Below are 22119 nucleotides of genomic sequence, written 5' to 3' on the forward strand. Positions count from 1 at the left end.
TTATGGCCGCCGGGACGTCCCCGGCGGACAGACGAAGAGCGATCGGTTGAGCGCGGCCAACTCTTCGTGGAGCTCCGGCCGGCGAACTCCCAGCGCACGGAATGATCGACTCGCGTCCAGCTTGTGCGGTTCGATAGCGATGACGAGAGTGAACGGCATGACGTGGGGGCCCGGCCGACCGTCGAGGATGGCCCGTACCCGATCCAGCAACGCGACCGCTGCACGTTCGACGCTCGTCGGTCCCGCATCGTAGACCCGATCGGAGAGCATCCGGATCGTCGCGGTATCACCACCAGCGATGGCGCGGACCAGCAGATTGGCGCGGGTGTCGGCGGCATCTTGTGACCCGGCCGGACCGGGCCGGGGAACGACGACGAGTGTTCCCGCCGCGGCTGTCGGAGGCATGGGACGCCGGACTGGCGCGCCTGCCCGGAGGGTGGCAAGCGTCGCGAGGTCCCCGCCTTTCGCCGACTTCCCCAGCGCCTGTCGAGCCAGGGTGATGAGGTCGACCAGTTCGGGGTAGGGATCCGCGTCGCGCCTGTCGGCATCGCGCACCATGTTCGAGAGTGCCCGCAGATCGGAGCGATCCGGCGCCAGGGCGAGACCGTTCGCCGCTGCCCACAGTGCGGTCACGGCGATCAGGTCGGGCCGGCGGCGAGTGGCGACGGAGCGCAGAACCTGGGTGAGGCGGCTCATCCCGATCAGGTCCTCCGCATTCGCATCGCGCCCGAAGACGAAGGCGGTGTCCTTGACGAGGGAATCGATCTCTTCCCCGACGTCACCCCACGGGTGGATGAGGAGGCGGCTCAGCGCACGGAGGTGCATCGGCCGGATCTCGCCAAGCATCGGCAGACGGCGCCGCAGCAGGGCGGCGACCGCTCGCTGCAACGAGGATTGGTCCAGCGGCAGCCCCTGCGGTAGCACGGTGAACATCCGCGCCAGACCGACCAGGTCCGGCTCTTCGAGATATGCACCGAAAACGACCTGGCCCAGCCGCTGCATGTGCAGGAATCGACTCCTCACCTCAGCGGGCATGATGGCTGTGCGGAACGTTGCGACGACGTCGATGGCGACCCTCGCTCGGCTGACCTCGGCCGCATTCAGGTCACCGACCAGAAGTCCCTGCAACAACAGGACCGGCACGGCACGGCTGAGTCGCGAGATGTCTCCGGCCTTGAACTCGCCACCGAAGATCATCTCGGCTCTGGTCACGTGGTTGCGGAGCGCTGCCCGATTCCGTTCCGGCGAGTCGGTGGGGCTGATCAATGCCGCCAGTGCCGCCACGTCCCGCGACGACAAGGTGATCGAAGGCGTCGGCGCACCGAGCAGCCGACCGACCGAGACCTCGATCTGTTCCCACGTGTACGGACGGTGACCGCGACCCAGCACCAGCAGGAGCCGGCTCATCCGCACCAGGTCGTTCCCGCTGAACGAAGGCCCGAACACGGGAGCGGTGAAGTAGGCGATGTCATACAGCACCTGTTCCGCATCCGCGTCGCCGGGCGGATCGGCCTCCACCCCCAGGTTCCGGGCCAACTCCGTGATCCGGTGCGCGCCCCCGGCCACGTCCGCCAGACGATAAGCAACCCGCCGGACCGGCACCCGCTCCGGTGCGGTGTTCGCCCCACGAAACCGGTCACTGAGCTGCGCCCACCGCAGTGGTGGCCACGTCTGGTCGTCCGCCACCCGGAGCCAGGCCTTCGGGAACCACCGCTGGACCTTGAGCAAGACCGGGCCGGCCAGGCCTGCTCCGCGCACGTCCACGTGGAAGATCTGCCGTCGCAGCGCCGGATCCAGTCGCAGGTTCACACTCTCCAGCAGGCCCATCGCCAGAACCGGTCGGTGCCCCTCGGGGACCTGCGCCAACAACGGTGCGACCGTCGACAGGGAGAGCCGGCTGGGTAGGTCCTGCAGGCCGACCACCAACCGCAACGTGCCCTGCCAGATGCGGCGCAGGTCGGCCGCCTCTCGGCCCGCCCCCTCGGCCGAACTGTCGAGCGACGCCAGTTGGCGAACAAGATCGGATTCCACCTCGACGAGATCGACCGCGCTGAGCAACTTCTGTGCCGAGCGTTCGAGGACGATCCGCCGGTAGCCCCTACGCACCCTCTTTCGGAGCCACTCCTCGTCCTGTTCGACCTCGGCGCGGAACCACGGTGCGAAATTGCCGAAGCCCCGCCCCTCCCCTACCCGCAACGCGACGTGGGTCAGATGCCCTTCGTTGGTGTCGACCGCAGTGAATTCCGTGGTGATGCCGAGCGCCTCGGCCACTCCGATGATCCGGCCGGGATTCGGGCGAAGGACGTTGTCCAGCAGCTCCCGCACGGTGAACATCCCGCCCGGCATCCGGTCGTCCAGCAGGTTCCGCAACTTACCCGGGAGAACGTTCAGGTCCAGGTTGGTGCCGTAGCGCCGACGATAGTGGTCGGCGAACAGGCGCTGGATCCGTGCGGCGTTCGTCGCCAGGTAGTTCCGCAACTCCTGTGGAAGCGCCATCAGCGCGGCATGGAACGTCTCCCTGGTGGCCCACAGCAACAGGCTCTTCGGCATAGACCTGACCTGATAGAACCTCGACGCGACCGCACCGACCCGCGTGTACTCGTGGGCCAGGTGACCAGCGAGGGTCGTGGCCAGGGAGGGCGTGGTCAGATCGGGGCGCAGGCCACCGTTGAACTCCGTGGCGATCAGCCGGCCGAAGTCCAGACCTTCGTCGAGCAGGGCCAACTTGTCGACGCGCGTTTCGGGGTGGTGCCGACGTTGATGGTCGACGAGGTCTTCCAGGAAGCGATACATGTCCTCGACTGGCAGACCGTAATTGTGCTGGGCCTCTAAGGCGTAGCGCCTGTCGGGAACGATCAACATCTGCCGGAAATAGGGAGCGACCGTCCAGTCCGAGAACGCCTCGCCGAGAGTGGAGCGCCGCGATGCTCGCCTAATCGCGACGGCGGTCGTCCGGGCCACGGAGTGCGGGTCTGCACCCACCTCTTCGTCGTCCAGCACGAGTGTCGCCGGTTCGACGATCTCCAGGACGTCGCCCCACCGCCCATCCGCGTCGAGACGGAATCCGTCCCTGGACGTCGCGATCCGTCTGGCGTTGCGAGGCGACGCGTCACCGGGCCACCTGAGGGCGGACGTCTCCAGTTCCTTGCCGCCCCGTCCGCCACGCAGCCGGCCAACCGTCTCCCACCGGCCGTTGCCCGCCCATCGGTAGTCCCGGTCCGGCAGCCCGGTCTCGGGGTCGAGGCCGTGCAGACCGCTCTCGTCGACCAGCACCGGCACCGGCCGGAAGGTCGTGCCACCCCGGCCCGCCTCGGCGACGTGAATGACGGTCGAGGTCTCCGCGTACGCCGCCATCCTCCGCCGGAGCCGGAAGGCCTCCCGCCGGGCCACGTCGGCCAGCGCGTTCGTTCCCGACGCGACCCCCGCCAGCCCGGCCAGGGCACGATGGCGCGCGAGGGCGGACGTCGGTGCCGTACCGGTCGGCGGCGTGGCCGCGTCGGCCTGCTCGCCGTCACCGGCCGTCAACGAGCGCGGCGGCAGCACCTGGAAGTCCAGGCCGAACCGGTGGTCGAGTTCGTCGGCGCTGAACCACAGCTTCGGGAACCATCGGGTGCCCAGGCCGACCGGCCGGAACACCACCGGACCGTCGAACGCGTCCGGGTCGGCGGCCCGCAGCCGGTCGAGCAGCACCGTCAGCCAGGCCGCACCACCGGGTACGCCCACCGCCGGGTCCTGCTGCCGGGGCCTGCCGTCCTCGCGGGCCGGGTAGCCGACCACCACGCCGTCCGGCGACGGTTCCTCGGCACGGACACCGCCGAGCGCCCACACCCGTCCCTCGGACGAGGACCGCGCCGAGCCGATCCATTCGTCGATCGTCGCGTGCGTCTGCGTCACCCGCCGTGCCAGGTCGTCGGCGTCGACCGCCCCGGTGGCCAGCTCCAGCGCCGTCACCAGCCAGTCCAGCGCCAACGGCTCGTCCGGTGGCGGTGCGGGCAGGCCCCACAGCCGGTGTACGAGGGCGGTGAGGCGGGCCGGATCCACACCGTCGGTCGGTCCGCCCAGGGCGAGGAGCCGACCGGCTGCGGCCAGCCGGGGCCAACTCAACCCACCGATGCCGTACGCGAGCGCGGCGACGAAACCGGCGTCGAGCAGGGCCGACGGAGTGCGCGGGTCGACACCGACCGCCTCGGCCAGGTGCGACCAGGACAGGCGGACCGCAGGTGGATCACTTGACGTGGTGCTCGCCTGGTCACCGATGGCGCGTACCAGGTCCGGCAGGCCGAAGGCGATGCCACCGTCGTCGCCGGGCCACTGGTAACGGCCCGGGTCGACCTGCCCGAACAGGGCCTCGATCAGGTCGGACGTGTCAGCCGTCGGTGCGGGTCGGTCGGGGAACGCAGGTTGACCGGCCACCACGTTCGGGACCCGTAGTGGGTGCGGATGGACGCTGTCGCCCCCGGCCAGGGCCCGGCTGACCCGGCGAGCCAGCACCACCGCCGCCCAGGGTGCGAGCTCGTCCGCCGGTCCCGTGTGCAGGGTCAGCTCGTCGTCGAGCGTCAGCCACCAGTCGTTGTGGTCGGTGAGCGCGTAGCCGCCACCACGGGTCGACGGCAGCGTCAGGCCCGGACCGGGCCACAGCACCGAGTACGCCGCCGCGTGCGACGGCAGGAACTCGAATTCGGTGGCCGTCGCGACCAGGCTGTCCCAGCCGCCGGCACGCAGCGGACGGATCCACCCCGATCGCACCGGCACCTCGGCCAGCGCATCACGGCCCACCAGCAGTGACCGGCTCCCGCCGAGCTGGTCGGCCAACTCCACGGCCTGATCGGTCGTCAGCGATGCCGCTGGCAGCACCTCCACGATCGCGTGTTCCCCGAGGTGACCGGGCAGCACGTCCAGCATCGCCTGCACCGCCGGTGCGACGGCAGCCGCCCGGGCGTCCACCACCACCCGCAGGCGGCTCGGGTGCGCCGGGCGTTCCGGCAGCCCATGCAGGGCCTCACGGTCGGGGCCGACGAACAGGCCGTCGGGGCGGGCCAGCAGGTGCTGTCCGGGCGGGGCGGTGAGGTCCACGTCGGCCAGATCGACCCGCCAGTCCCGGGCCGAGCCGAGGGCCGCCGAGGTCAGTTCCAGGTGGTCCATCTGGGTCTGGGCCAGCGACGCGAGGTGCAGGGCGGAGGCGGTCGTCGCACGCTCCCAGGTCTGCTCGCGGGCGACACCGAGCCAGGCCAGTGTCCGGGGGCTGAAGCCGGGGGTCTCCGTCGCCTCGGCCAGTCGCCGGTCGGCGTCGCGGCCGTCCTGGTGAAGCTGCTCCCGGGTCGGCCGGCGGACCCCGTCGCCGTGCGCGGGGTCGTACAGGTCCTGCCGCAGCGCCGTGGCCAGACCGTGCCGATCGTCGTCGACGGGTAGCGGGTTCGTGCGGGCAGCGTCCAGCGCGGTCTGGTCGGTCACCCTCTGCGTGACCTGCTGCCAGGACCGCTCGTCGTCGGTCGCCGCGACCGAACGGTGAACGAGGAAGTGCTGCGCGGCGACCAGCACCTCCCGCCGCAGTCCGACGAGCATCCCGTCCGGCTCGTCCAGCACCACCCGCACGGTCCAGGTGGAACGGTCGAAGGCCACGCCGAGGATGCCGTCGGTGTCCGGCGGCAGCAGGTCGACCGAGAGTGGCGGCATCTGTTCGACGCTGGCGAGGTGAGCGGCCAGTTCCCGCAGCGCGTCCTCGGCGGCGGTGACAGCGGCATCGTCCGCCCCCGTGACGGCCATGCTCTGCCAGGCTCGCAGCAGCGTGTCGAAGTGGGTCCGGGCCAAGTCGTGGGAGGCCCGCTGCACCTCGGGGGCGGCCATGGCGAACCCGCTGGCCGGGTGCGGGTCGATCGACGTGGGCGGTGCCGACGGCTGCCCGACCGTCGGCACCTCGGTCAGCTCGGGTCCGATCCGCGTGGGATCGCCGCCGTCCGCCGGGTACCGCCAGAACGCCGCCAGGTCGCGACGCAGCGCGTACTCGCCGGTCGCGTCGAAGCCGACGTGCAGCGCCCGCAGCCGCCCCGGCTCGCTCTGGACCCAGCCGTCACTGGCGTACACGTCCACGCCCAGGATGCGGCGGAGCGTGTCAGCGAGGCGGGTCGACCACGAATCCGTCGCGCAGTCGCAGATCGCCAACGCCAGCGGCTGTCCCCGCCACCCCGGCGTCACCCGGATGATCTCGGCGAACCGGGCCACCGAGACGTGCCGGCCGTTGACGCGTACGCCTCGGGCGTCGCCGTGCAGGGCGAGCACGAAGGCGCCGGGAATGGTCGACAACGACTGCGGCACGGCGGCTTCCGGGCCGCTCGCCTCGGGTGACCAGTACCGCCCGCCGGGGAAGCCGACTCCCGCGTCGGGGAACTCTCCGCCGACGCCGCCGTCGTGCAGTGTGGGCGTGGACGGGGCCGGCAGGTCGCCGTCGTCCGAGGCACGCGACGCGCCGTCGACTGCCCACACGTCGCCGGACACCTGGCCACCGACCCGGCTCTTGCGGCTGGCGCGTGATGTCGCAGTGGAGTCCCCGGCCGTCTCCGGTGCGCTGCCCACCGCCGCCCAGGCCGCCGGGAGATCCGCCACCCGGACCGGTCGGTCGCCTCGGGTGGTCTTGGCGTGCTCCACGGCCGCCAGCAGCCGCCTCAGCTCGCTGTCGGTGACCGTTGCGGAGTCGCCACCGCGCAGCGCCCACACCGCCAGGTCGAAGCGGTTGCCCCACTGGACCGGGCTCCGGTCCTCCGCCGACAGCGCGGCCGACAGCCGGCGCACCGAGGCGACCTGCGTGACGGTGGTCCGCGCGCCGAACAACGCCCGCGCCCACACGCCCAGGGTGAGCAACGACTCCTGCTCGTCACTGTCCGCCGGCAGGCCCTCGTTGAGCAGCCGGCCGAACCGCTTCCGCAGGCTGGTGCCGTGTCGCAGACCGGTCTGTTGCGCCAACCAACCCGGTGCGGCGTCCAACGGGGCGAGGCCCGTCAGCCAGTCACTCAGCGTCTGCCGCCAGCTCTGCACCAGTTCGCGGGTGGCCGGATGACCGGGCGGCTCGAACGCCCACACCTGACGCCGGAGTTGCCGTGCGGCCCCGTCGGTTGCGCCGTATCCGAGGAGAGCGCTCGCCACCGCTCTGATCTCGGCGACGCTGCCCGTCCAGAGCGGGTCGTCGGCGAAGATCTCCCGCCGTACGGCGGCGGCAAGTCCATCCCGGTCCACCGACGCTCGGCCGCTCCCCAGCGCCCGGACCAGGTGCACCAGGCCCGCCAGGTCCCCCGCCGTCGGCTGCGGATCGTCCGACGAGCCGAACACGGACCAGACGGACTGGAGGGTGCCGCGTACGGCGGCGACGACGCCGCCGTCGGCAGCCTGCCGGACCACACGGGTCAGCGCCTGAATGTCGACGTAGGCCAGCCGGAGCGGCCCACGGCCGGCCGGCGCCTCCAGGTGACCCACCAGATCGACGACGTCGTCCAGCCGGAGGTTCCATCGGCGAGGGCCGGCCAGGAGGCCGATCAGGCGTCCCAGCCCGACCATGTCGTCGGCGGTGGCCGTCGGGCCGAACAGGACGTTCGTGTCCCGGGCTAGCATGTGGAGCATCTCCACCGCGTCGTCATGGAAGTGCTGGAGGGTCCGGGCCAGCCAGCGCAGGTGTCGCGGCTCCACCTCGGAGATCCGCAGATGCTCGAAGACCAGCCGTCGGAACGGTGCGATCAGGGCGGCCGGATCGTCGAGTCTCGGCCGGTCCGGCAGCACGGAGACCAGCCGGGCCGTACCGACGAGGTCCGCCGCCTTGGCCTCGTCGTCGAAGAGCCGCGCGGCAAGTGCCCGCACCTCGCGCAGCAGGTCGACCGTCGCCGGTTCACGCTTGTCCAGGTCGGTGATGAGCGTGGCCGTCAGGGCGACGTCGGTTCCGCGAAGCTGCGCCGGGTCGCCGCCGGTGACGGCGACGACGGCCTGTCGCAGGTCGGTCTCCCCGACGAAGGTCCGCCCGGTGAAGACCTCGATGGTCCGCCCCAACCGGGCCAGGCTGCCCTCGCGCGGCTCGGGGCCGTACACCCAGCGGGCCAGCGCCGCCGCCGCACGCAGAAGCGCGTCCGCCGCCCGCCGGTCGCCGTCGGCCAGCACCTCCAGCAACCAGCGGACGTCCGGCACGGAGAGCGTCACGGCCCACGGCTGGTCGGCGGAGAGCCGGCCGACCGCCGCTTCGAGGTCGCTCCAGGTCACCACGCGGTGCTTCGGGCGCAGCGCCGTCAGCAGGCCGGCGTGGCGCTCCAGGTCGGCCCGGTCGAACGTGGGCCCGGAGACCGCCGCGGTCAGGTACGCCAGATCGTGCAGCGCCTCCCGGGCGGCGGCGCCGGTGGCCGGGTCGTCGGTCAGTCCCAGACCGTGCGCGAACCCTGCCACCCGGTGTCGGTCCCCGGCCAGCTCGTCCAGGCGTCGGGCCACGTCGCGCACGGGCACCCGGACCGGTGCGCTGTTGGCCCCCGCGAACCGGTCGCTGAGCTGCGCCCAGCCCGGTGGGAACTGGACCGGCTCGTCGACGACGCGCAGTTCCGCCTTCGGGAACCACTGGTGGATCTTCGGCCACGACCGCTCGGGCAGGTCGACCGCGCGCAGGTCGACGATCTGGATCCGGCGGCGCAACGCGGGGTCGAGCCGCAGGTGCACGCTCTCCAGCACTGCCGTCGCCAGGTCGATGCGCCGCTGTGGCGGCACCCGGTCCAGCACGTCGCCGGCCGCCGAGAGGTCGAGCCGGTCCGGGTGCTCCATCAGCCCGGTCAGCAGCCGGAGTGCGCCCTGCCAGACCGGTTCGGGCCCGGCCGGGCCGCCCGGGGCCGGTTCACCGGACGCCACCTGGCGTCGCAGGTCCGCCACCAGGTCGGCCAGCTCGACGGTGGGCGGGGCGGCCGACGCCGTACGTGCGAAAGCGACCTTCTGATATCCCCGGCGAACCCGCCGCCACAGCCATCGGCCGTCGCGTTCGAGGACCGAGGAGAAGATCGAGTGCGCCAGCCCGAAGTTACGTCCCTCTCCGACGCGCAGCCCGACATGGCGCAGGTGGCCCTCGTTGGAGTCGATCTCGTCGGTGTAGGTCCGGATGTTCAGCGCCTCGGCCGGGGTGATCACGCGGTCGGGGTTGGGGCGGACCACGTTGTCGAGCACCTGGCGCAGGGTGAACGACTTGCCCGGCACCTCGACGTCCAGCAGGTCCGCGCCACGTCCGGCCTGCGAGAGCTGTTCGGCGTGGTGGGTCCGGTATCGCGTGACGAACTGCTCCTGCACCCACTCGGCATGGGTGTGCAGGTAGCGCCGCAGCTCGGCCGGGAGCGCGGCGAGCGCGGCCCGCCAGGTCTCCCGGGTCGCCCAGAGCAGCAGGTTCTTCGGCCGGTGTTCCTTGGTGTGGTACGCCGACGCGACCGCGCCCACCCGGGTGTACTCCTGCGCCAGGTAACCGGCCAGGGTGGTGGCGGGCGACGGCCGGGTCAGGTCCGGCTTCACGCCGCCGTTGAACGCGGTGGCGATGTGCTCACCGAAGACGAGGCCCTGCGTGGTCAGCGCGGCAGCCTTCCCGAACGCCTCGTTCCTGGCCTGGTCGCGGTAGTCGACCAGGTCCCCCAGGAACTCGTACATGTCCTCGACCGGGAAGCCGTAGTTGTGTTGCACGTACGGCCGCCCGGCAAGCGGGGTGAGCGGCACGTCCCGCATCTCGGGTGCCACGGTGTAGTCGGGAAAGAGGGAGCCGAGCGTGCCTGACCGCGTGGCGCGTCGGACCGCCTCGGCCGTGGCGGCGTGTACGGCCGCCGAGTCGGCCCCGACCACCTCGTCGTCGAGCACGAGCAGCGGCGGCTCCACCACCTCCAGGATCGTGCCCACGTCACCGTCGGCGTCGAGCCGAAGCCCGTGCGGTGAACGGGCGATATCCCGCTGCGCGTCGGTCCGCCCCGGGGCCAGCCGTTTGATGAGAACCGGCAACTCCAGCTCCCGGGCTCCCCGCCCACCTCGCAACCGCAGGATCGGCTCGGCATGGGCGCGGGGAGGCTGCACCAGGAGGCCCTGCGACAGCCGGTGGTCGAGTGCGGCGGCCTGCCGACGCAGTTCCGGAAGCCACCGGGCGTCGATGCCGACCGGCCGGACCACGACCGGGCCGCCGAACAGATCGGGATCGGCGGTGCGTGCGCGGTCGAGCAGGACCGTCAGCCAGCCCGCCCCACCGGGCACACCGATCGCCGGGTCCAGGGGCCGCGGCCGGCCGTCGTCGTGGGCCGGGTAGGCGATCACCACCGCGTCCGGCCACGGGTCCTCGGGACCGGCATCGCCGACCGACCACACCCGGCCGGCGAACAGGGGACGGGCCGAGTCGATCCAGGCGTCGACCGTCGCGTAGAGCTGCCGCCTGCGGTGGGCCAGCTCGGCGAAGTCGGCGGCGCCCGGAGCCAGCTCGACGGCGACCATCAACCAGTCCAGAGCCAGCGGTGTGTCCGGATCCGGGTCGGACAGGCCCCACAGTTCGTGCAGCAGAGCGGTGAGCTGGGCCGGGCTGCGATACCAGGCGTCCGCCGGACCGGCGGAGATCCCTCGGTCGAGGGCAACGAGCTGCCGGGCAGCGGTCACCCGGGCCGAGGTCAGGCCGCCGATGCCGTACGCGAGCGCGGCCGCGAAACCGACGTCGAGCAGCGCCAGCGGGTCGCCGGAGCCGACGCCGACGGATTCGGCCAGCCGCCCCCACGCCTCGCGGGCCGTGTCCGGCGGCGCATCCGACGCGACGCCGGCCAGGTCACCGAGCGCGTACACCAGGTCCGGCAGCGCGAACCCGAGATCGCCGGCACCGCCGGACCAGACGTAGCGTGCCGGGTCGACCGGGCCGAGCAGGTCCGGCCCGACGGCGTCCGGCGCGGACGACGTGGGCAGCGGCGGCAGTGCGGCCACCTCGTCCGGCGTCCGGAGCGGTGCCGGGTGGAGGTCGTCGCCCCCGGCCAGCGCCCACGCCACGCGGCGTGCCTGTGCCAGCGCCGCCCACGGGGCCGAGCCGGGCACGGCGCCGTCCAGCGACAGTTCCTCGTCCAGGATCAGCCAGCGGTCGCGCTCACCGGCGAGCCGGTAGGTCCCGTCCGACCGACGCGGCAGGTGCAGGGACGGGCTGAGGCGCAGCGTCGATGGCGGTGCGGCGTCCCTCGGGCGGAACTCGAACTCGGTGGCCGTCGCCACGAGGCTGTCCCAGCCTCCGGGGCGTAGCGGCCGGACCCGCTCCGACCGGGCCGGTACGCCGGCCACCGCGTCCCGGCCGAGCAGCAGCGAACGGCCGGAGCCGCCGAGCCGGTCCGCCAGCTTGATCGCCCTGGTGGTGTCCAGCGATGCGGGCGGCAGCAGTTCCACCATCACCCGGTCCGCGAGGTGACCGGGCAGTGCCTGCACCGCCGCCCACACCTGCCGCCGCACCCTGCGGAGCGACCCGGTGTCCCGGGCGTCCACCACCAGGCGCAGCCGCGACGGATGCGCCGGGCGGTCCGGCAGCTCACCCAGCCGCTGCATGTCGGGGCCGACGTACAGGCCGCCGGGCCGGGGCAGCAGCCACTGGCCGGTCGGTGCGTCGATGTCGGCACCGAGCAGGTCGGTGCGCCAGTCCCGGGCCGAGCCGAGCTGCGACGCGGCCAGTTCGAGCGCGTCGGCCTGGGTCTGCGCCAACGACCTGCGGTACGACTCCACGGCGTGCGTGAACCGCCGCCACGCCTCGTCCCGTGCCTCCGCCAGCCGTCGGCGTACTCGCGGGCTGAACCCGGGGGTGGCCCCGGCGTCGGCCAGCCGACGGTCGGCGTCGCGGGCGGCCTGGTGCAGTCGCTCCCGCACCGGGCGGTGGGCCACGTCACCCTGCTCGGGGTGGTGCAGATCGTGCCAGAGTGCCGCAGCCAATCCCGACTGGGCGTCCCCGACGAACAGCGGGATCCCACGGGCGTGCAGGGCGACCCGGTCGGCGGCCTCCCGACCGGCCTGCGGGTCACCGGTTCCCGCCATCAGGCGGGACACCAGGAAGTGCTGCGCCGCCGCCAGCACCGCGCGCCGTAGATCCACCAGCATGCGGTCCGGCTCGTCCACCACCACCCGCACCGTCCAGGCAGCCGGGTCGAAGCCGACGGTCGTGCCGGGGGGCGGCAGGAGTTCGACCGAGGGTGACGGCATCTGCTCAGCGACGGCCAGGTGGTCGGCCAGTTCCTGCAACGCCGCCTCGGCGGTGGACACGACCGCACCGGTGTCGGACGGGTCGGAGGTCGACGCCGGCTCGGCAGGTGCGACGGCCGCCCCCGCGACGGCCGTGCTCTGCCAGGCGCGGGTCAGCGCCTCGAAGTGGATCCGGGCCAGGGCGTGTGAGGCCCGCTGCACCTCAGGACCGGACAGGGGGAACCCGCTCACCGAATCCGGGGCGAACGACTGCGGCGGTGCGGGAAAAGATCCGGTGGCCGGTACGGCGGTCAGGTCCGGCCCGACCTCGACGGGGTCACCACCGTCGGCCGGGTAGTGCCAGAACGCCGCCGGCCGCAGCGTGATCCGTGCGGAACCGCTCGGTGCTGGCTGGTCGAGCCCTCGCTCGTGGTCCGGTTCGAAGCCCACGTGCAGGGCCCGCAACCGCCCACGCCCGGTCTCCGCCCAACCGTCGCTGGCGTACACGTCCACCTGCAGGATCCGCCGCAGCCTGTCGGCGAACCGGCTCGACCAGCCGTTCGTGGCGCAGTTGCAGACCGCCAGCGCCAACGGCTGTCCCCGCCACCCCGGCGTCTGACGGATGACCTCGGCGAAATGGGCCACCGAGACGTGCCGGCCCCGGATCCGTACGCCACGGGCGTCGCCGTGCGTCGCGACCACGAAGGCACCTGGAACGACCGGCAGTGGCTGCACCGCAGCGACGTCCGGGCCGTCCACCTCCGGCGGCCAGTACCACCCACCGGGGAACCCGATCCCCGCGTTCGCGAACTCCCCTGCGGCCGGTCCGCCCAGATCACCGACGGTCTGCGTGGCAGGCAGGCCACTGTCGTCCACCGACCGGGTCCCCGACTCGGCCGCCCACACGTTGCCCGGGACCAGGCGGGCGACCTGCTGCTTGAGCGACTGACGCAGATTCCGCAGCGAGGTGGCGGACTCCTCGGTCTTCGTACGCGACTTGGGGAAGTCGGCCAGGTGCTTTCTCGCCTCACCCGCCGCCGCACGCGCTCGGCCCGCCGCCTCGCGCCAGGCAGCACCGCGCCGCGTCAGCTCCGGATGATCGTGCGTCAGATCCGCGGCGAGCGCCGGTATGGTGGCCGGCCCGGCCAGCTGCGCCAGGGCCTTTTGGAGTTCCTCCCGCTGGTCCGTCTCCCGGTCGTCCGCCCGCTCCACCGCCTCCTGTCCGGCCGACAGGTCGGCTGCGGCGCTCGGGTAGAAGGTGATGCCGCGTTGGCTGTGTGCCTGCTCCTCGCGCAGATCCTGGTTGGCCCGAAGGGCTTTCCGGTGGGCGTCGAGGTAACTCTCGCGAACCTGCTGGGCGTTTTGGACCTCCGGCAGATACCCGCGGTCACGGTCGCCGGTCCGTTCCTGGAGCCACCGCTCGACACCGTCGGGCAGCGGGGAGTCGCCGGTCTCGCGGGCCGCCGCGAACGACTCGAGGAGGTGTCGCCATGCCTGCTGCTCGGCCTCGATCCGTTGCGCGAGTTCCTGCCCGGCCACGACGACGCGGTGCCAGGCGTCCTCCGACTCCTGAGCGGCCTTGCGATACGCGGCGGCGGCATGGTCGACCACGTCGACATACGGCGACAGTGCCCGGGCTAGTGGCACCGTCAGCAGGCCGGTGGGGAACGCCTCGCGTTCCCGCAGCCGGAACCAGAAGCCGTCGGGGATGACGACCTCGATGCCCTCGGACCGACCGTCGAGCGTCGCGACGATCCGGTACACGACGTCGGCCCGGTACTCGTACGTGCGCCCGATGTCGCGGACGCTGCGGTAGCTGCCCGGTTCACCCTCCCCGCCGGCGGCGTCGTCCTCGGTGTTGGACGTCTCGGTCACACCGGTGAGGGCGAACAGGTCGGTCTCGTTGATCTCACCGTCGCGCTGGTTCTGGTGGTCGAACGAGGTCTGGAAGAGGACGTCCTGGATCCCGCTGTCCGCGCTCTGGTGATCGGTGCCCGCCGGGGTCAGCAGCACCTTGCGACGCTCGATCCGGACGGCCTCGCCCTGTGCCCCGGACACCGAGTGCAGGCGGACGTTACGCAGGTTGGCGAGGAGGCGCGCGTCCACGTCCAGCCAGGTGCCCTCCGCCGCGCTCAGGGTCGAGAGCACCGAGACCGTCGGCAGGGCGAGCCCGGCCTGTTCTCCGTCCACATCCGGCAGGCGGCCGGCGGAGTCTCGGTCGCTCGCGTCGTTGATCTGGAAGAAGGTGCTGCTCAGGACGGTTCGAGTGAAGAGGGATCCCAGGGTGGCGCTCGCATCGGATCCAGCCACCTGATAGGACGAACCGATTCGGTCCATGCCCGCCAGGTCGCTGCCCGGCAGGCCGGTCCGGCCACTGACCATCATGGTGAGCAGACGCTGCGCCGCGAGCCGCAGCACCTTCGATCCCCACGCCTGGCCGGGTCCGAAGAAGGTGGGCAGGCGAACCGCGAACGGGTCGTTCTTCCACCGGACCAGTCGAGCCGGCTCCACCTCCCACGATGCCAGCAACCGGATCGTCACGACCCCCGGTGAGGGGTCCACCCGTTCGATGGCATCCCGGACCGCCGGACGGCTCATCGTCTCCGGAACCCGGACCAACGGCTGGACCGGGTGACCGGAGACGACCTCGGTGGTCCCGTCGGCGTGCTCGATGACGACCTCCGGGACGAGGTTCATCGCGAATCGCACCGTCGGCCCCGTGGAGGTCACCGTGGTGTGCACGCGCAGCAGGCGCGCCTGGTGGCGGTGGGTGGAACGGCCCCGAGCGGTGCCCACTGCCGCCCCCGGCATGAGGGCGAAGACCGGACCGTGCGGCATGCCGTCGCCGGCCAGTAGTTGCAGCGTCCCCAGGTGTCGCCGGGAGGTCGTGTCGTTCTCCTCCTGCCGGATGTGCGCGATGTGATGGTGTTCGATGCTGACGTCGTGGCGCAGGTCCCGGAAGACGGGTTCGCCCTCCTGCCGCAGCCGCACCGAGACCTGCACGACCCGCCGACCGAGGTACGCCCGCCGGCGCAGCACCAGCGGGATCCCGTCTTCGAGCAGGTCGTCGAGGAAGGCGTTGACGCCGTCGGCGCGGAGCCCGGCCAGCAGGTGCCGCAGACCACCGAGCACGTCGTCGGCGAGATCGGTGGGCAGCACTCCCTTGATCTGCCCGGCGAGGCGGTCGTGGAGCAACGCCTTCAGCTCATCGAGGTCGATCTTGTCTTCCAGGACGTTGACCGTCAGGCCCTGCCCGAGCCGCATCGGCTCGGGCGCCCGCCAGGCCCGCTCCCGTCCCAGTGGAGGCGGCAGCAGTCCCGCCAGCAATCCCGCCGTCGTCGGATCCGAGGCACGGATCAACAGGGCCAGGTCCTGGAGGTCGGACTCGGCGACGTACACGTACAGCCCGTCGGGGACCGTCGCCTGCCAGGCCGACGACCGCAGCAGCGGACCTCGTCCGTCGGGGAGCATCGTCAGCAGGTCCTCGACGAGGGGTAGTTCGGTGAGCAGGTTGCCCCATCTGGCGGTGGCGAGGGCGATGTACTCCAGGTCCGCCTTCAGCACCAGGTATCGGCCGGTGTGCGACCGGTTGCGCTCCTGCGCGCCGGTGACCTCCCGACGCTCGGCCCGGGTCCGCTCCCGGTCGTAGTTGTAGTTGCCGAAGAGACGGCCGGCGAATCGCCCACCGGGGTGGTCGGGGGTCCAGCCTGGCCCCAACACCACGCCACCGGTCCACTTGATCCCACCGCCTCGGGACGCATGCGCGCCGCTGGTGCCCCGGTAGTAGTCCTCGACGGCCAGCGACTCGATGTAGTGCTCCAATCGCCAGTTCACCGGCGTGATCCGCGCCGCAACTCCGGCGTGCCAGTCGGCGTAGCTGCCGTCTCCGAACAGACCGCCCAGTTGCAACCCGCCAGGCGCGGTGAGTGTGCTGGAGTGTCCCTTCTGCACCGACTCCTCGAACGACTCCGTCAGCGCCACATTCACCGGAGTTCCCGAGATGGTCATGATCGGCGAACCATGGCTGACGTCACTGAGCGCCCGTTGGGCGAGTTCGCCCAACAGCCCCGGTGGCACGTCCATCGCGTCGACGTGGAAGGCGCGGGTCAACAGCTCCGGCCGCGCCCCGCCCACGGCCAGTCGGGCGTCAGGGGCGGCGATCTCGAGCGGCTCGGTGTGTGTCGCGGCCGGAACGGTGGCCGGCGTGACGCCGGACTCGACGCGCCAGGACATGTCCGACGGCGTCCACAGACTCACCGTCCCCCGTGCCGGCTCATCCTCGGCCAACAGCCGCTCCGGCGGACTGACCTGCATCCGCCAGCCAGCGTTGGCCCACGCCACGAGCGCCGACCGCCGCCACCGCGCGGGGCGCTGGTGATGCGACCAGAGCGCCTCGAAGTCGAGGTCGAAGTCGAACACCTCCACCCCGGTCGCCCGGTTCGACCATCGGTACGCCAACACCGGCGCGCCGAACCCGCCGGATCGGACCCGCGGCCAGCTCACCTTCCCGACCACACCGAACCGGCCACCGATATCGGTGAGCAACGACTTCACCGCCACCGCGATCTCGGGGCCGGTCGAGTACGCCTGCTCACGGGAGTGGGTGAAATTCACGAGATCGGTCAGGACCGCGACGTCCACCGGCTTGATCAGGCTCGTGCTACCGGCGTGCCGCCGGTTGCTCAGCGTCCCCTTGACCACGAGCTCGTAGTAGTCGGAGTGCACCACGCCGAACTGCCGGAAGCTCATCCGCGTGCCGTTGCCGATCAGCGGTGACAGGCCACCGCCGATCGACGAGGTCCGCGCCAGGCCGGCGGCCAGGGTGCCGTAGTTCTGCACGATCGCATCGACGTCCCGCAGGGATCGGCCGGACGGCTTCACCGTCCGCCAACCGGGGAACAGCTCCGGCTTGCGCGACTCGAGTTCGCCGAGCAGCCGGTCGTGCAGTTCGCGCATACCGGTCAGGTCGGCCACCACCGAGCTGCCGATCGTGGTCGGGTGCTCCCTCATCAGGTACTTCGGCGGTTGGATCACGTCGCCGTTGCTGGGCAGGCGCCCTACGCCCCGCGGCGCGGTCGACTCACCCTGGTAGCGGTACGTCAGGTCGGTCACTCGCTGCGGGCTGACCACCCGGCCCGCGTCAGCCAGCCGCTGGGCCTCTTCGACCTGCATGCGGATGAGGAGGATCACGTTCGCTTGACCGGCCGGCTCGTCACCCATCGGTTCGACGTCGAACGTGACCTCGACCGCGTACAGGGCCGTCGGGCCGACGGTCTCGGCGAACTTCTGGCCGACCGCACCGCTGCCGGCGGCACCGCCGCGAGTCCGTCGGAACGACTTGGCGAACAACCAGCGCAGACCGCCGGACACGGTCAGGCCGGGCCCCCGGTAACGCGATCCGGGGCCGGCACCCACCGTGCCGCTCAGTCCGTCGATGACCCCGGTCTCGGCGGCCACCTCGATCACTCTGGCGAAGATGTGCCGCATCGCCACGTCGTCTGCCTGCTCGGTGACCGAGAGCAGTCGGGCGGTGCCGAAGTGCGCTCGTACCCGCTCGGCCCCGATGGCTTTGCGGGTCTCGTCGTCGGCCAGGACCGGGGTGTACTGGTAGGTGTCCACCATCTCGTGGATCCTGTTGCCGACGTCGCTCCGCTGGGAGAACTCGAACAACGAAGCTCGGGCCGAGCCGCCCACCACAAGGGGCTGTCCCACCGTCGAGGTCATCGCCTCGGTCAACGCCGTCGTGTCACCGACGTCATCGACGACGAACGCCCGTGGGAGTTCGCCCTGGAAGTCGAGCGTCGGAGGGAGGTCACCGGCGGTCACCTGTTCCCCGACGGGCTGACTGACGCTCGATGGCGGTACCAGCCGCCCGGAGGGCGTACGCCGCAACTGCTTCAGGTCGACGGGCGGCTGCTCACGTTTGCTCGTCCGGAACGTCACCCGCTGTATGAAGCGCCATCCCGGGCGGTCGCTCCTGCTCAAGCCGCTGATCGGCCGAACGACCGACGACGAGGACGAGTCGGTCGAGCTGCGGCGGGAGAGAGCTGTCGGCGACTGCTCACCCGCTGCCTCCGCACCCCACGAACCCTGACGCAACGGTGGGGACGGCGCCTGGTGGCTCGACCCGGAGATCACCGATTCGGCGATGTCGGAGGCAGACCTGTTCGAGCCGGACACCGACGGTTCGACCGCCCGTGCCTTGCCCTTCGCCTTCGCCGTCGGACGCGTCAGGTAGACCGGCACGTCGAGCAGGACCGACTGCGGCATCAGTCGGCTGTGCGGTTCACCGCGTACCGCCTGGCCGGGTTCCGCACCGGGGGCGCTGCTGGTCACCGTCCATCTGCTGTCCGCGCGGAAGGCCGTGGCGGTGGTGCCGCTGCGCAGCATCCGGGTGTGCAGAACTCCCGTCGACCTGCTCATGGTGCTCGCCGGCTCGTTACGGGTGATCGCGACGTGCACGGCGACGAAACCAGCCGTCAGGGCACCGAACAGCGCCGAGAACGGGAGGTGGACGGTACGCGGGCGAAGGAACTTCTTGAGGTACTTCTGTTTGCGCGCGGACATGGTGGCGCTGTCCAGCCGCCGGGAGCTTGGCCCCGTCGACGTCTCTTCGACCAGGGTGTTGACCAGCTTCGCACCGACGTGCAGCTCGATCGGGATGCCATCGCGCCGCATGAAGTAGCGGTTGCCGTTGACGAGGAAGTCGCGGTACCGGTGTTCGAGGTCGTAGCGCAGCCGCACCATGCCGGGGTCCTGGTCGGGTACGCCGCCCCCGACCGCAGTCCGGACCAGCTCCAACACCTGAGCGGCCTCGGCCGGGAGCAGCGTCGCGTCGGCCGGACCGAGGAGTTGACCCTCGACCAGGTGGTGCGGCAACTCCCACCGGTCGGCGATCCGTTGGACGGGCAGGGCGAGTGCCTCGTCGGCAGTGGGCGGCACCTGCTGCGCCGTGGCCGCCCGGTACCGCTGCTGCCAGGCGTCGAGGACCTGGTGCAGCCGAACCGACCGTCCCGGCTGCTTGAGTTCGTCGACCACGTCCACGAGCGCACGGAGGTCGTCGTTGGTGATCGGCCGTTCGGCGGAGGACCTCTGCCAGCCGCGCAGCAGGGCGGTCAGGAGCTCCGGACGCACCCGATCCTGCACACCTGGCGTGCGTCGCCACAGCGGGTCCCGGCGGAGGGCGTCCACCAGCCGCCGCACCCGCTGCAACAGGGCGGCACGCTGCGTCGGGCTGCCCTCGGCGAGTCGTCCCGGGTACAGCTCCTCGGTGAGACCGACGATGTGGAACAGGCGTCGCCGGGCCCAGATCGGAACGTCCGGCCGCTGGCCCCACGGACGTAGCCGGGACATCTCCTGTCCCCACTGCGCAGTGCTCGGCTGGTGGTACAGCCCGATCGCCCGCGCGGTCTCCGACAGCCAGGACCCGAAACCACCGTCGACACCCCACCGGCTGAATAGCTCCCACACCTGCCGGTGCCAGTCGGACAGTTCTGTCCCGAACCCGAACCAGGAGGTCAGCTCCGCGTCGGCCACCGCCCGTTCCAGCTCGCCATCGAACCGGCTCAGGTCCGCGCGGAGCAGTGCCAGTGCCTGCCCGACGGTACGGGCCCATTCGTTCTCACCGCCGAAGGCCAGTTCCTGGCGTGCGCTCAGGCTGCGCCGTGCCCGCTCGATCCGGTCGCTGAGCTGCGACCAGCGGCGGGCGAACCGACCACGGTCCGCGCGGCTCAAGCGGGTCAGTCGGTCCCGTACCTCGGCCGCCGCCACCGGACGCCCCTCGCGTACGAGGGCGTCGAGCGAGACGACGAGTTGCTCCGGACGGTCGCCCCACAGCGTGTGGTAGCGGTCGCCGTGAGTCCGGAGCAGGTACAGCATCGGACCGGACTCGCCCCACGCCGGGTACGACCTGATCCGGCCCGGCTGGATCTCGTCGAAGGCCTGGAGACGGAACGCTCCGCTGCCGCCGAGGCCCTGGGCGGCGAGCTGGAGCCACTCGAAGATCTCCTGGTCCCAGTCGAGTCCGGCGGGCACCGCTTCGGTGAACCGCCGCAGTTGCGCCGAGGTCGGTACCCGCCGGACACCGGTGGCCACCACCAGCTCCCGCACCGCCTGCAGCACGGCCCGCGACGACGACCCGCCCATTCCCGGCGACAGCGCCTGCGGCAGTCGGGGAGCCGTCCCCTCCCGCTGGTACTCACCGTCGTCGGTGATCGGCCAGAGGTCGTCGTGCGGTGGCTGCGTCGGCGCCGGCCGCAGCTGGGTGGACGGCCCGGACCAGAGCGGGGCGTACGTGCCGTCGCGGGAGTCACGCACCAGGTGGAAGAGCGGACCGATCTCGCCCCGGACCGGCTCGGTGGCGACGGTCTCGCCGTCGGTCACGAAGACCTGCGTCCGGAAGCCGAGCTCCTGCCCCATCACCCCGAGCAGGGCCGCATCGGCGGGTGGTGCCGGCACCGTTCCTGCGGGTACGGCATCTCGGTCGACGAGGTGCCGCCACAGCCCCTCGCCGGTCGCCGGGTGTCCGTGCGCGGTCATCAGTCGGGCCACCGCGTCAGCCAGGCCCGGAGCGTCGGCACCGGTGCTGGCACCGGTGTTCAGGCCGTCGGGCAGGCGGACGGCCTGAACACCGGGGACCGGTTCGTAGCCACCGTTGCCGGACCGCACCCATTCCCGCATGCGCAGTGGGAAGATCTCGCCGAGCGCCGCCCGGTAGACGAGCATCAGCGGCCCGGAGTCACCCTCGATCGGGTACGCCCGGTACACACCTCGCTCGACGTCCTCGAACGCCTGTAGCCGGAACGGCGTTTCGCCGGCGAACTGTTTGACCGCCCACCGCAGAAGCCGGAAGACCTGCTTGGGCCAGGTGAGGTGCGAGTAGGTCTCCAACTTCGCAAGCATCTCGGAGATTTCCGGGGACCGGTTCGCACCCATCACCTGCGTCAGCAGCATCTGCACCGTGTACAGGATCTGGCTGCGCTGTTCGGACTCTCCGGTGCTGACGACCGACAGTCCGGGTGGGAGTTCCGAAGCGGTGGTCTCCTGATATCCGCCCGTCGAGGTGACTGCCCACCCGCGCAGCCGATACAGCGTCTCCCCCTGCAGGTATGCGAACACCACGTCACCGGTCTCGCCCTGCACGGGGTACGCCAGGATGCGACCCGAAGCACTCCGCTCGAAGGCCTGCAACCGGAACGGGACGCCACCCCCGCTGGCCGCCGCCGCCCCGAGCCACGCGTAGAGCTGCTCGTCCCACCGCTCCGGTTCGGGGGCCGTCGACCCGGCCGGTGGCCCGGCATCCCGGAGCTCCCGCACCGTGGGCATCCGTGCCGGACGGGCCCCGGCGGCCAGCAACTCGCGCCCCACCCGGAGGAGGTCGTCCTCGCTCTGCTCGGAGACCGCGTCCGAGTCGTCGAACCACAGACCCGTGGGCAGCCCGGCGGCCTCCCCGGCCTGGTAACCGCCATCCGGGCGCAGGTCCCAACCGCCGGTGTTCCGCACCGGCGCCACCAGGATCGATGACAGGTCGGCCGACAACGGCTCCGACCCGACCACGCTGAACGCGGATCCCCGACGGCCTCCCGGGTGGCTCTCCGGGCTCTCCTGCGTGGCCGCGTCGACCGCCTCGGCCAGCTCACCCCGGAAGGTGGCCAGGTCCGCGTGCAGCCCACCGGCCAGCCGGCCCGCGTGCTCTCGCTGACCGTTGCCGGGGGTCTGCATCTCGACACCGGGTCGCGTCGCCCACTGCCATGCCTGGCCGATCCGCCGCCGTAGCACGGACCAGCCGGCCTCCATCACGGTCCGCGATTCGCCGTGCAGCAGGTCGATCTGCTCGATCACCTCCTGCTCGACCAGCGGTGTCCCATCCACGGCGAGCGACCGGAGCCAGAGGACGTTGCGACGCCACTGCCGGGCCGTCGCGGTCACCGCAGTCGGGTCCGAGCCGCTGGCGGA

General features: G+C 71.8%; 1 protein-coding gene (cut by a window edge). It reads right to left on the reverse strand.

Annotated elements, in window-relative coordinates:
• A protein-coding gene (locus tag ACZ31C_RS01360) for a hypothetical protein (protein ID WP_465793714.1) crosses the window boundary here: on the reverse strand, positions 1-22119 show its final stretch. Its footprint extends 22665 nt past the window's final position; only the last 22119 of its 44784 coding nucleotides appear in the window; its start codon lies beyond the right edge, outside the window; the stop codon is at positions 1-3.

The organism is Micromonospora sp. NPDC023869 (assembly GCF_055559695.1).